The 12,838-nt window shown below is 62.7% G+C and carries 10 protein-coding genes; 6 read left to right on the forward strand and 4 right to left on the reverse strand.

The features are described 5' to 3' along the window. Positions 1 to 65 precede the first annotated feature (65 nt). The 6 genes from V7773_RS11155 to V7773_RS11180 all read left to right on the forward strand — a co-directional run bounded on the left by V7773_RS11155 (position 66) and on the right by V7773_RS11180 (position 7,129). Positions 66 to 581, forward strand: coding sequence for a sigma-70 family RNA polymerase sigma factor (locus V7773_RS11155; RefSeq protein WP_336073399.1), 516 nt, complete (start codon positions 66 to 68; stop codon positions 579 to 581). Continuing rightward, complete coding sequence (locus V7773_RS11160; RefSeq protein ID WP_092344677.1) at positions 582 to 1,559, forward strand: FecR domain-containing protein; 978 nt, start codon at positions 582 to 584, stop codon at positions 1,557 to 1,559. A gap of 99 nt (positions 1,560 to 1,658) precedes the next feature. Next, positions 1,659 to 4,070, forward strand: coding sequence for a TonB-dependent receptor (locus V7773_RS11165; protein ID WP_336073401.1), 2,412 nt, complete (start codon positions 1,659 to 1,661; stop codon positions 4,068 to 4,070). A 64-nt stretch (positions 4,071 to 4,134) separates the two neighbouring features. Further along, positions 4,135 to 5,322, forward strand: a complete 1,188-nt coding sequence (locus tag V7773_RS11170) for an ABC transporter substrate-binding protein (RefSeq protein ID WP_336073402.1) — start codon at positions 4,135 to 4,137, stop codon at positions 5,320 to 5,322. After that, complete coding sequence (locus tag V7773_RS11175; protein ID WP_063321700.1) at positions 5,319 to 6,380, forward strand: FecCD family ABC transporter permease; 1,062 nt, start codon at positions 5,319 to 5,321, stop codon at positions 6,378 to 6,380. The genes V7773_RS11170 and V7773_RS11175 overlap by 4 nt, the downstream gene beginning before the upstream one ends. Continuing rightward, positions 6,374 to 7,129 carry an ABC transporter ATP-binding protein gene (locus V7773_RS11180; protein ID WP_336073403.1) on the forward strand — a complete coding sequence of 252 codons (756 nt, stop codon included), beginning with the start codon at positions 6,374 to 6,376 and terminating at the stop codon, positions 7,127 to 7,129. The genes V7773_RS11175 and V7773_RS11180 overlap by 7 nt, the downstream gene beginning before the upstream one ends. A gap of 35 nt (positions 7,130 to 7,164) precedes the next feature. Here V7773_RS11180 and V7773_RS11185 read toward each other — a convergent pair whose 3' ends face one another. The 4 genes from V7773_RS11185 to V7773_RS11200 form a co-directional block, all read right to left on the reverse strand. After that, positions 7,165 to 8,421: an MFS transporter gene (locus tag V7773_RS11185; RefSeq protein ID WP_336073405.1), complete on the reverse strand. Its 1,257-nt coding sequence runs from the start codon at positions 8,419 to 8,421 to the stop codon at positions 7,165 to 7,167. 263 nt (positions 8,422 to 8,684) lie between these two features. After that, on the reverse strand, positions 8,685 to 9,938 hold the full coding sequence (locus V7773_RS11190; RefSeq protein ID WP_336073406.1) for an OprD family porin: 1,254 nt from the start codon (positions 9,936 to 9,938) through the stop codon (positions 8,685 to 8,687). A 95-nt stretch (positions 9,939 to 10,033) separates the two neighbouring features. After that, entirely contained in the window at positions 10,034 to 11,338 is a 1,305-nt protein-coding gene (locus V7773_RS11195; protein ID WP_092142151.1) for a CitMHS family transporter, read from the reverse strand. A 138-nt stretch (positions 11,339 to 11,476) separates the two neighbouring features. Next, positions 11,477 to 12,802 (reverse strand): dicarboxylate/amino acid:cation symporter, encoded by a 1,326-nt coding sequence (locus V7773_RS11200; RefSeq protein ID WP_336073407.1) that lies wholly within the window; start codon positions 12,800 to 12,802, stop codon positions 11,477 to 11,479. Positions 12,803 to 12,838 lie beyond the last annotated feature (36 nt).

The following is a 12,838-nucleotide window of genomic DNA, read 5'->3' on the forward strand; positions in this document are numbered from 1 at the left end:
CTTGCGTCGCGGGCAAGTTGTCCTTTAGCATTGGGAATACTTCTCAATTGCAAAAAAACGCAGCCATGAGCGAAACCCTGCCCGCGAACAACGACAATCATCTGCGCGTGATCGAAGCGCTATACGCAGGTCATCACGGCTGGCTGTACGCCACGCTGAAGAAGAAACTGGGCAATGCCATGGATGCGGCGGACCTGGCGCAAGACACCTTCGCGCGCATTCTCGCCTCCCAAGTCACGGCCATTGACCAGCCCCGGGCCTACCTGAGCTGCGTGGCCAAGGGCATTCTCATCAACTGGTATCAGCGCAAGGCCCTGGAACGTGCCTACCTGGAGGCGCTCGCGCATCTGCCGGCCCAGGAAGTGCCGTCCCCTGAGTTGCGCTTTCTGGTGCTGGAAACCCTGCACGAAATCGACGCCATGCTCGACACCCTCCCGGCGCCGGTCAAACGGGCATTCCTGCTGTCGCAGATCGGCGGCCTGAAATACGACGACATCGCCCAACAGCTGAACGTCTCGCTGATCACGGTCAAACGCTACATGAAGCAGGCATTCGTGCAGTGCTTGATGCTGGTGGAATGAATGCTCACCCGTCGCCGTGAGCCGCCGCTCGACCCCAAGGTCCTCGAAGAAGCCGCCGAATGGCTGATGCGCTTGAGCGAAAGCGACCTCAGTGACACCGAGCGCGCCGAATGGGAATGCTGGAGGGCCAGCAGCCCCGAGCGCGGTCGGGCCTGGTCTCGTGCGCAATTGCTGCAAAGCAAGCTCGGCGGCTTGCCACGAGCGTTAGCGATGTCGGCGCTGGATCGCCCAAGCAGCCCCGAACGACGCGCGGCCCTTGGCAAACTGGCGTTGCTGCTGGCAGCGGTGCCTGTCGGTTGGGGCAGCTGGAAACTGGCGCAATCGCAGCAATGGTCCGCCGATTACCGCACCGCCATCGGCGAGCGCCGCGAGTTGACCTTGGCCGACGGCTCTCACCTCACCCTCAATACCGGCACGGCCATCGACGTGCTGTTCGACACCCGACAGCGGCTCCTCCATGTGCGCGAAGGGGAAGTCCTGGTGCAGACCGCGCCGGATGCCTCACCACAGGCCCGACCGTTCCTGGTCAGCACCCGCGAGGGCCGGATGCAGGCCCTGGGTACGCGGTTCATCGTGCGCCAACTGCCATCGCGCACCCATCTGGCGGTACTCGAAGGCGCGGTGCGGATTGAATTGGCCGAGGCTCGCCAGGCCGCGCCGCTCATCGTCAACGCCGGACAGCGCACCGACTTCTCGTCCCAGGCCTTCGGCCCGTTGACCCCGACCGATCGCAACGCCAGCGCCTGGACCCAAGGCATGCTGATGGCCGACAGGATGCGCCTGGCGGATTTTGTCGTCGAATTGGCGCGCTATCGCCGGGGCTTCGTGCGGTGCGACCCGGCCATTGCCGAGCTGCGGGTGTCCGGCGCTTTTCCCATCAGCGATACCCAGCGCACGCTCAACATGCTGGTGCAAACCTACCCGGTCCTGGTCACCGGTCATTTGAGCGGTTACTGGGTGACGCTCTCCCCGGCCTGACCCCACAAAAAATATTTGCTGCTCGGGTGATACTTTTTTTGATCTCAACTGGCAAAGAAAGGAATAACCATTTCATCTCGTCCATAGGGTCATCCATCCATGCTCGTTGCACGGCCCCTGCGTCCGGATCGTCCGTCCAAACCCGTCATGCGCAGTGTGCTGTTGGGCCTTGCGTTGAGCACGGTCACCGGGTCGTTCGCCTTCGCCACCGTGCCCGCGCAACTGGAAGCCGTCGCCCCCCGCGCCTATGAGATCGCCCCGGGGCCGCTCGGCCCTGCCCTGTCTAGCTTTGCGATAACCGCCGGCATTGCCTTGTCGTTCCAGCCTTCGATCACTGAGGGCCTGGTCAGCCCGGGACTTTCCGGCACTTATCCGGCAGCGCAAGCACTCACCCAGCTACTGGCCGACAGCGGCGTGGAGATGGTTGCCCGCGACGATGGCAGCTACACACTGGTGCTGCGCCGGGTGTCCCTGCCGCAGATCAGCGTCGACGCCACGGGCAGAAGCAGCACCGACCTGCCACCTACCGACGCCAACGGCCAGGTCGCCCGCGGCGCACGCCTCGGCCTGCTGGGCAACACCGATGTGATGGAGGCGCCGTTCAGCATCAGCAGCTACACCTCGACGATGATCAGGGATCAACAGGCGACCACGGTGGGCGACTTGCTGGAACGCGATGCTTCGGTGCGCTCCACGGGCCAGGCGGGCGGCATCGTCGACTCGTTCTTTATCCGCGGTTTTCCGCTGGGGGAAGGCAACCTCGGTGAGTTGGCTTTCGACGGTGTGTATGGCGTGGCGTCCAATTACCGGGTGTTCACCGATTACGCCGAGCGCATCGAACTGGTCAAGGGCCCCGCCGCGCTGCTGTATGGCATGTCGCCCAACAGCGCCGTGGGCGGTGTGATCAACGTGGTCCCCAAGCGCGCCCTCGACGAGGACCTGACCCGATTCACCAGCCGCTACGCCACCGACTCGCAACTGGGCGGCCACCTCGACGTCAGTCGGCGCTTTGGTGAAGAACGCCGGTTCGGGATCAGGCTCAACGGTAGCCTGCAGCAGGGTGATACGGCCATCGACAAGCAGTCCCGGGACGTCGGTACCGGCGCCATGTCCCTGGACTACCAAGGGGATCGCCTGCGCATGACCCTGGACCTGATCAGCCAGGATGAAAAATTCGACGCCGCCTCCCGCCCTTTCCTGATCGACCCTGGCGTGCAAATCCCCTCCGCCGCCAACGGCCGCACCAGTGTCAGCCAGGACTGGGGGCGCTCCCGGGCCCGGGACAAATCGGCGTTACTGAGTGGCGCGTACGACCTCAGCGACCATCTGACCCTGTTTGCCCACGCCGGCGGCGGAAAATCCGAGGTCGAGCGCATGTCCGACCAGACCCCGACCATCATCAACGCCGCCGGCGACACGTCATCGGTTCCCGGTTATTACAAATTCAACGTCCAGCGCTACACCGTCGACGCCGGCGCGCGCCTGGGCTTCGACACCGGGCCGGTCAACCACCGCGCGGTGCTGCAAGTCAGCCGTTATCGCGATGAGTTGTCCCGGGGCATTATTTCCGGCCCCACCATCCTCTCGAACATCTATCACCCGGTCGACCGGCCCAGGCCCAACATCGCCGAACCTCACACGCCAAAAATCTCCGAAAGCGAGCTGTCGGGCGTCGCCCTGGCCGACACCTTGTCGGTACTCGATGAGCGCCTGCAGGTCACCCTCGGGTTGCGCCGGCAAAACATCCAGTCGGACAACTACAACACCATCGTTGCCACCCCGTCCTACGACAAAAGCAAGACCACCCCACTGCTCGGTATCGTCGCCAAGCCCTGGGACCATGTCGCGCTGTACTACAACTACATCGAAGGCCTGAGCAAGGGCGACATCGCACCGGCTGCCGCCACGAACGCCGACGAAGTTTTTTCCCCCTACATTTCCCGCCAGCAGGAGATCGGGCTCAAACTCGACTACGAGCGTTTCATGGCCACGCTGGCGCTGTTCCAGATCAAGAAACCCAGCGGCGAATTGTCGTCCAGGGTGTTTTCGGTCCAGGCCCAGCAACTCAACCGTGGCGTGGAACTGAACCTGTCCGGCGAGATTGCCAAGGGCACGCGCCTGCTCGGTGGTGTGACGCTACTCGATGGGGAACTGACCCGCACCAGCGTGGCCGCCAACCGCGGCAATACACCGGTGGGCGTGCCCAAGGTCCAGGCCAACCTCTGGGCCGAGTGGGACACCCCGGGCATCGACGGGCTGACACTGACCAGCGGCGCGATCTACACCGCCAGCCAGTACGTCGACCAGGCCAACACCCAGGAACTGGATGCCTGGACCCGCTTCGACGTCGGTGCCCGCTATGCCACGCGCATTGCCGAACGGCCCACGACATTTCGCGCCACGGTGCAGAACGTCTTTGACCGCGCCTATTGGTCGGGGGTCGCGTCCTATGGCGCGTTTTCCCAAGGCGCACCGCGCACGCTGTTGTTATCCGCCACCGTTGATTTCTGAAACCTGCGGGCCGGGGCGGCGACTTGCGCCATTGTCCGGTCCGGCTTTTGTAAAGGCCTGAACCATGGTTACCGTTTTTCGCCGCCCTCACACCCTTGCCGCCCTGCTGTTCGCCGGGCTGCTCGGTGTGTCGTTTCTTTCGCTGACGCCCCGCAGTGCCCTGGCCGCCGAGGCGGACCCTGCCCTGGGCAGCGTGACCGACCTGCTCGGGCGCCAGGTCAAGGTCCATCTCCCGGTCAGGCGGGTGATCCTCGGCGAAGGCCGCCAGTTGTATCTGGTGGCGGCGCTGGACACGCAAAACCCCATCGAACGCATCGTCGGTTGGCGCAAGGACCTGATCCAGTCAGACCCGGACACCTACGGCGCCTACCGGCGCAAATTTCCCGAGATTGCCAAGATCCCGACCTTCGGCGGGTTCGAGGACGGCACCTTTGACATCGAACAAGCCATCTCCCAGCGTCCGGATGTGATCATCCTCAATATCGAAGCCCAGCACGCCACCGAGGATGCGCGCTACATCGAGAAGCTCGACGCCTTGGGCATCCCGGTGGTCTACGTGGACTTTCGCAACAACCCGATGCAGAACACCGAGCCGACCATGCGCCTGTTCGGCCAACTGTTCGGCAAGCAAGCCCGTGCCGAAGCCTTCATCGATTTTCGCAACCAACAGATTCGACGGGTCACCGACGTCATTGAAGCGCGTCACCCTGCCCGGCCAAAGGTCTTCATCGAACGCATCGGCGGATACACCGATGATTGTTGCCTGAGCTTCGGCAACGAGAACTTCGGCCTGTTCGTCGAAATGGCCGGTGGTGACAACATCGCCAAAGGCATCATCCCAACCACGTTCGGCCAGTTGAACGCCGAACAAGTGGTGGTCGCCAACCCGGCGCAGGTGGTGGTCACCAGTGCCAACTGGGAAGCCTTTGCACCCGGTGGCCATTGGGTCGGCGTCGGCCCCGGGGCGGACATGGCCCAAGCCAGGAAAAAATTGGCGTGGTACACCCAGCGGCCGGCCTACGCCGGCATCAAGGCCCAGGACGACCAGGCGTTCCACGCCATTTGGCATCAGTTCTACAACAGCCCCTATCAGTTCGTGGCCATCCAGCAATTGGCCAAGTGGTTCCACCCGACGTTATTCGCCGACCTGGACCCGGACGCCTCGTTCCGTCAACTGCACGAGCAGTTCCTGCCAGTTCCTTATGAGCCGGGTTACGCCGTCAGCCTGGACCAGACCGAGGACAAACCATGACGTCGTTGAACGAAACCCTGGTGATGCAACGTGACACCTACCGGCGCCTGGTGCTGCGCAAGCGGCTGATCCTCGGCGGGCTCACGCTGTTGCTGATCTGCAGCGTCCTGCTCGACCTGGCCCTCGGGCCGGCACGCTACAGCCTCGACGAAGTGCTGGGCGCGCTGTTTTCACCGGACAGCGCATCGCCCCAGGTCCGCGTGGTGATGTGGGACATCCGCCTGCCCGTGGCGCTGATGGCCGTTGCGGTCGGCGCCGCGTTGTCACTGGCCGGCGCGCAGATGCAGACGATCCTCAACAACCCGCTGGCCAGCCCGTTCACCTTGGGCATTTCCGCCGCCGCCAGTTTCGGTGCGGCCATGGGGCTGGCGTTTGGCGTGGCCTTGTTCCCGTTGGCGGCGCAGTACATGGTGCCGGTGAACGCGTTCATCATGGCCATGCTGTCGGCGTTGCTGATCCACTTCCTGAGCCTGCGCCGCGGTGTCACCGCCGAGACCATCGTGCTGCTCGGCATCGCCCTGGTGTTCACCTTCAACGCGTTGCTGGCACTGGTGCAATTCTTCGCCACCGAACAAGCCGTGGCCGCCGTGGTGTTCTGGACGATGGGCAGCCTGACCAAAGCCACCTGGCCCAAGCTGGGGGTGATCTGCCTGGTGATCCTCGTCACTCTGCCGATTTTCGCCCGGCGCGCCTGGGCCTTGACCGCGCTGCGGCTGGGGGACGACAAGGCCGCGAGTTTCGGCATCAATGTGCGCAGCCTGCGCTTTCAGACGCTGATCATGGTCAGCCTGCTCGCCTCGTTCCCGGTGGCGTTTGTCGGCACGATCGGCTTCATCGGCCTGGTCGGCCCGCACATCGCGCGGATGCTGATCGGTGAAGACCAACGGTTCTTCCTGCCGGCGTCCTTGTTGACCGGCGCATTGATTCTGTCCGCCAGTTCGGTGATCAGCAAAACCCTGATCCCTGGGGCCATTTTCCCCATCGGCGTGGTCACGTCGCTGATCGGCGTGCCCTTCTTCATTTCCTTGATTCTCGGCGGGAAGAAAAACTCATGGTAACGATCCGGCTGGAGAACCTCGGAGCTCGCTATGGCCAGCGCACGGTCATTCACGGCGTGACCACGGCAGCTTTTGTCGGCGGCCAGGTGGTGGCGGTGGTCGGCCCCAACGCGGCGGGCAAGTCCACCTTGTTCAAGCGCATGGCCGGGTTGATCGACGGCCCCGGACAGGTGGTCCTGGAGGGCTCGAAAAAAGGACCGCAGGGTATCAGCTACATGCCCCAGGGCTTGAACGCCAGCGCCCGGTTGACGGTGTACGAGTCGGTGCTGCTGGCGCGCAAGCAGCTCACGCCGGGCTGGGTCGTCCATGATGATGAACTGAAGCGGGTGGACGACATTCTCGCCGCACTGGGCATCACTGAGTTGTCGTTCCGTAACCTCGGAGAGCTCAGCGGCGGACAGCAGCAACTGGTGTCGATCGCCCAGACCCTGGTGCGCGAACCGGAAATCCTGTTGATGGATGAACCGACCAGCGCCCTGGACATGCACCGGCAGGTCCAGGTGCTGGGCTTCATGCGTGCCCTGGCGCGCAAGCGCGAAGTCATTGTATTCATCGCCATCCACGACCTGAACCAAGCGCTGCGCTTTGCCGATCAGGTGCTGGTGGTTGCCGACGGCACCGCCCAGGGCAGCGGCCCGAGCGCTGAGGTAATTACCGAGTCGATGCTTCGCAAGGTCTACAAGGTCGCGGCGCGGATCGAACGATGCAGCCGCGGACAGCACCACATCCTGATCGACGATATCGTTTGAGCGCACACCCGGGCCTTGCGCCAAAGGCCCGGGACCTAGGCGACCCCGCCGTCAGGCACTGCAAGGGTGTCGGCCTGGGTCACGCGGCTTGGCCTGAAGGTCTCAGGCATCGCCAGCAACAGGCCGAATGCCAGCGCGGCAATCGCCGCCAGGGTCAGGAATGCCGCGCTGTAGCCAGCCCCTTGCACCACAAAGCCGGCCAGGCTGTTACTCAACGCCGCGCCGAACCCGAACACCGTCGACAACACCCCGAGGCTGACGTTGAAACGCCCGGTGCCCTGGGTAAGGTCCTTGACCACCAAGGGAAACAACGCGCCAAACAGCCCGGCACCGATCCCATCGAGCAACTGCACCGCCACCAACCAATAGGGGTCATTCGAGAGCACGTACAACACACCTCGTATGGGCAGGATCAGGAAGCCGGCCAGCAACAACGGCTTGCGTCCCCAGGCATCGGCCTTGACGCCGACCAGCCACGCCATGGGCACCATGACCAGTTGCGCCGCGACGATACAGGCCGACGTCAACGGCGTGGCCAGGTGCACATTGGCCTGGGCGAGCTTCTGGCTGACCAGCGGGAGCATCGCCGCGTTCGCCAGATGGAACAGCCCGCAGCAAATGGCGAACAACAACAGCGTACGGTTATCCAGCAGGACCCGCAGCGTCGAGGGTACAGGGCCGTGGGCCAACTGCCCCGCCTCCAGGCCTCGGGCCACGTCATGGTCGATGGCCTCGGCGGACACGCAACTGACCGCTACGATGCTGGCCAATGCCATGGCGGCCATCAGGTAGAACACCGCGATGGGACCGAACAACCAGGCAAACCCACCCGCCAGCAGCGCGGCGCAGGCATTGCCCGTGTGATTGAACGTTTCGTTGCGCCCGGTGCGCCGTGTAAAGGCCTTGGCGCCGGTAATGCCCAGGGAAATCGCCGCGATAGCCGGCGCAAAGACTGACGCTGCCACGGCGCCGATGGCCTGGGTCAACGCCACCAGGCCAAAGGACGAGGTGAACGGCAGCACCAGGCATCCCAGCGTCACTGCCAAGGCCGCCACAGCCACCACGGCACGCTTGCTGCGCACCCGGTCGATCAACGCACCTGCGGGCGCCTGGGCGACGAGCCCGGCCATCGCCGCCACCGTCATCACCACGCCAATGCTCGCCGGGTCCCAGCGATGCACCGCCAGCAGGTAGATCGCCAGGTAAGGACCCAACCCATCACGCACATCCGCGAGGAAGAAATTCAGGCCATCCAGGGAAAGGTTGTTACGTCGGTCTCGGTTGCGATCCATAGCGGCCTCGACGGGCATTGCCCCAAAGAAAATTGACGCAATGATGTCGCAAAGAATCGAACCGGGCCACTGTGATGAGCGCGGGGCCACTGAGAAAACCGTGGCGAGGGAGCTTGCTCCCGCTGGGTCGCGAAGCGACCCCAAAACCTGCCGAACGCGTAACACAGACACACCGCACCCGCCGGTTCACGACTGTCGCAACCGAGCGGGAGCAAGCTCCCTCGCCACAGGTCCATCGTTGTTTCTTAGGTGAACTGCATGACCTACCAAAGCGCGATGTCGTAGCTGAAGTAGATACGATTGCTGTCACGGCCACGGGAAAAGTCCGAGCGATAGACGTAGTTGCGCAACTTCACCCCCAGCCCCTTGAACGTACCCTGCTGCACCACGTAGGCGATCTCTGCGTCACGTTCCCACTCTTTGACCGTGGTGTTGGACTTGCCGTCGTTACCGCTCAGGTAGCGGGTGGAAAATGTCAGGCCAGGCACACCGAGGCGAGCGAAGTCGTAGCCGTAACCGAGCATCCAGGTCTTCTCGTCTTCCTCGATGAACTTGCCGATCCCGACGTTGCTGAAGGAGTACACCGTGGCGCCGCTGACATAAGGCAGGCCCGCCTCGCCGCTGAGGGTTTGATAGCCGGCGCTCAGGGTGTGGCCGACAACGGCGTAGGACAGCAGCCCGCTGAGCATGTCGTTGTCGATCTTGCCGCCGTAGGCCGAACCCGAATCGACGCTGTTGAAGTAACGCAGGTCGCTGGTCAATACCCCGGCGCCCAGGGGCAGATCATGCTGGATGCCAACAAAGTTCTGTCGATAGAAATTCTCCAGCTCGCCATAGAAATAGCTCAGGCGGATGTTTTTGCCCAACTTGTAGTCGGCACCGGCATAACTGAAATCACCGGACTTATCGCCGCCGTAGCCATCGGGCACGATGGGCATGCTGTCGCTCGAATCGCGCAGCTTGAAACGCTCCAGATACCCGCCAGTGACGGTGAGGTTGTCGATGTCAGTGCTACTGATCTGAGCGCCCTGGTAAGTCTGGGGCAACAGCCGCGCATCGTTGTAGACCAGCACCGGAGTCTTGGGCAGCAAGGTGCCATATTTGAGTGTGGTCTTGGCTATCCTGGCCTTGGCGGTCATGCCCGCGCTGGCGAACTCATCGGCGGCGCGACCGTCGTCATGCACCGGCAGCAGGCCGGTGCCGCTGCGGCCACGCCCGGAATCGAGCTTGACCCCGAGCAGGCCCAGGGCATCGACCCCAAAACCGAAGGTGCCCGGTGTAAAGCCTGACTGGTAATCCAGCAGGAAGCCCTGGGCCCATTCGGTGCGCTCACTCTTGGCAGTCCTCGCCGCCCGCGTGCTCATTCCGTGCTCATCGCGGAAATTTTCGTTGAAGTAGACGTTGCGCAATTGCAGCTTCAGCTTGCTGTCGTCGATGAAACCTTCGGCGCTGGCCGAGGCCAGGGGCAACAGGCCAAGGATTGGAAACAAAGCCCCGCGGGTCAGCAAAATAGTCATGTCTGGCTACTCGTTGTTGTTATTGGGCATGCACGCCTGCGCACTCCCCCCTCGCGGGGGGCGTGTCAGGCAGGAAAACAAGGTTGTCGGGGGAATCAGGAAAACAGCGTCAGTGCCCCGGTCAGCAGGGCCAGCGCGGTAATCACCAGGGACGTGAGCACCGCCCATTTGACGGTGGCTTTCTGGAAGTCGCCCAAGTCGCGGTCGACCATGCCCACCAGCAACAGCGTCGAGGCCACCAGCGGGCTCATCAGGTGCACCGGCTGGCCGAGAATGGAGGCCCGGGCAATTTCCACCGGATCGATCCCGTAGGCAGCCGCGGCGTTGGCCAGGATCGGCACGACCCCGAAGTAGTAGGCATCGTTGGACAATACGAAGGTCAACGGCATGCTGGTAATCGCCACCACCAGCGGGAACAGATGGCCCCAGGAAGGCGGAATCCAGTCGACCAGGGTTTGCGCCAACGCATCGACCATTTTCGTCCCGGAGAAAATCCCGGCGAAGATGCCCGCGGCAAATACCAGCAGGACCACGGTCATGGCGTTGCCCGAATGGGCGAGAATGCGCTCCTTCTGAATATCCAGTTGCGGATAGTTGATCATCAGCGCCAGGACGAAACCGATCAGGAACAGGATCGCCGAGTGCATCAGCCCCATCACCAGCGCAACCATCACCGCAATTACCAGCAGCAGGTTGACGTAGGCCAGCTTCGGACGCTTGTGCGGCGTGTCCTCGATGATCGCGTTGATGTAGCAGTCACCGCCACCGCTTTGCAGCTGGACGTTGCCGATGCGCTTGCGCTCGGCACGGCCCAGCAGGAAGGCCGTGAACACCACCCACATCGCACCGCCGATCATGGTCGGCAGCAACGGCACGAAATACTCACCGGCATCCAGGCCCAACGCTGCGATCGCGCGGGTCGCCGGGCCGCCCCAAGGGGTCATGCCGCTCATGATGCTCAAGGAGAGCATGGAAACAGTCGCCAGGATCATCGGATTCATGCCGATGCGTTTGTACAGCGGCAACATCGCGGCACAGGTGATCATGTAAGTCGTCGTGCCGTCACCGTCCAGCGCCACCAACAGCGACAGCAGCGCAGTGCCCACGGCGATCTTCATCGGGTCGCCATTGACCCGCTTGAGGATCTTGCGGATCAACGGGTCGAACAGACCGGCGTCGATCATCAGGCCGAAAAACAGGATCGCGAACAACAACAGTGCCGCCGACGGCGCGACCATCTTCAGGCCGTCCAACATCATCTTGCCGGTGGTCCCGCCAAAGCCGCCGAGCACGGCAAAGACGATGGGGACCACCGTCAGGGCGACGATCGGTGACAACCGTTTGGTCATTATCAGGAAGGTGAAGACCACCACCATGGCCAAGCCAAGTAAAGCGAGCATATGTCAGTTCTCTTGTTGTTATGAGTAGCTTGGCTGACATTCAGGCGCACGCCCCCCAACCCGCCAGGCAACACACAAAAGTGCCTGGCGCAGGTAGTGAGTGAGCGGATGTGGTGCCGTCGAGTCAGCCGCGAGCGGCTAGAGGTGTTTGGCGACCTTCGTGTCGTCCCAGGTAGAGTCCGTTGCCGAGGTCTGCGTCAGGGCCGGTTTGCCATCCAGGGTCCGCAACAGGACTTCGCGGTCGCAGGCATTCTCCGAAAGGGAGATCACCACGGTCGCAACGGCGTTGCTCGCCAGGCTGGTCAACGCCCGCGTTTCGGACATGAACCGGTCGATCCCGATCAACAGGGCCAGGCCCGCCAGGGGAATATCGTGGATGACCGTCAAGGTCGAGGCCAGGGCGACAAACCCACTGCCGGTCACACCCGCGGCCCCCTTTGACGACAGCAGCATGATCGCCAGCATGGTGATGACCTGGGTCAGCGTCAGGTCGATGTTGCAGGCCTGGGCAATGAAGATCGCCGCCAGCGACAGATAGATCGCCGTGCCGTCGAGGTTGAACGAGTAGCCCGTCGGCAGCACCAGCCCCACGACCCCTTTCTTGCAACCCAGGGCCTGGAGTTTTTCCAACATCCGCGGCATTACCGGTTCGGTCGAAGACGTCCCCAGCACCACCAGGAACTCTTCACGCAGATAACGCAGCAGCTTCCACAGGCTGAAACCGTGGGCGCGGCAAAGGCTGCCCAACACCACGAAGACGAAGAAGGCGCAGGCGATATACAAGGTCATGATCAGCTTGGCCAGCGAGCCCAGCGACGTGATGCCGTACTGCCCCACCGTGAAGGCCAAGGCCCCGAAAGCGCCAATCGGAGCGAAACGCATCAGGTAGGAGAAAATCTTGAACACCATGTGCGAAGCTGACTCCAGTACCTCCAGCACAGGCTTGCCGCGCTCGCCCAGGGACGACAGGGCAAAACCGCAGAGCACCGCGATAAACAGCACCGGCAGCACCTCGCCTTTATTGAAAGCGCCGATGAAGGTATCGGGAATGATGTGCATGAAGAAGTCCACCACACTCAGTTTCGCGGCGGATTCGGTGTACTGCGACAATCCTTGGGTGCTCAACTGGGTCGGGTCGATGTTCATGCCCGCGCCGGGCTTGAACAGGTAGACCGACACCAGGCCGATGATCAGGCTGATCACCGTCAGCGCCAGGAACAACAGCATGGTCTTGCTCAACAAACGTCCCAGCGAGCGCTTGTCGCTCATGCCGGCGATACCGGTGACAATGGTGCAGAACACCACCGGCGCGATCATCATCTTGATCAACTTGATGAAGGCATCACCCAGCGGCTTCAAGGCAATCGCCTGTTGCGACCAGAAATGCCCGACGACCACGCCCAGCAGCACAGCGCAGATGATCTGGAAGTAGAGCGATTTAACAACTTTCATGGCATCACCCATTTTTAGAATTGTTCTGATGCAAAAGACCCTGGCTGC

The sequence above is a fragment of the Pseudomonas sp. 3JA genome (assembly GCF_036961705.1).
Classification (GTDB): domain Bacteria; phylum Pseudomonadota; class Gammaproteobacteria; order Pseudomonadales; family Pseudomonadaceae; genus Aquipseudomonas; species Aquipseudomonas fluorescens_Q.

Bases quoted from the DNA above. Each gene is read 5' to 3' on its own strand.
- V7773_RS11160 (WP_092344677.1), top strand. From the start codon at position 582: ATGCTCACCCGTCGCCGTGAGCCGCCGCTCGACCCCAAGGTCCTCGAA.
- V7773_RS11170 (WP_336073402.1), top strand. From the start codon at position 4,135: ATGGTTACCGTTTTTCGCCGCCCTCACACCCTTGCCGCCCTGCTGTTC.
- V7773_RS11195 (WP_092142151.1), bottom strand. From the start codon at position 11,338: ATGCTCGCTTTACTTGGCTTGGCCATGGTGGTGGTCTTCACCTTCCTG.
- V7773_RS11180 (WP_336073403.1), top strand. From the start codon at position 6,374: ATGGTAACGATCCGGCTGGAGAACCTCGGAGCTCGCTATGGCCAGCGC.
- V7773_RS11185 (WP_336073405.1), bottom strand. From the start codon at position 8,421: ATGGATCGCAACCGAGACCGACGTAACAACCTTTCCCTGGATGGCCTG.
- V7773_RS11155 (WP_336073399.1), top strand. From the start codon at position 66: ATGAGCGAAACCCTGCCCGCGAACAACGACAATCATCTGCGCGTGATC.
- V7773_RS11165 (WP_336073401.1), top strand. From the start codon at position 1,659: ATGCTCGTTGCACGGCCCCTGCGTCCGGATCGTCCGTCCAAACCCGTC.
- V7773_RS11175 (WP_063321700.1), top strand. From the start codon at position 5,319: ATGACGTCGTTGAACGAAACCCTGGTGATGCAACGTGACACCTACCGG.
- V7773_RS11200 (WP_336073407.1), bottom strand. From the start codon at position 12,802: ATGGGTGATGCCATGAAAGTTGTTAAATCGCTCTACTTCCAGATCATC.
- V7773_RS11190 (WP_336073406.1), bottom strand. From the start codon at position 9,938: ATGACTATTTTGCTGACCCGCGGGGCTTTGTTTCCAATCCTTGGCCTG.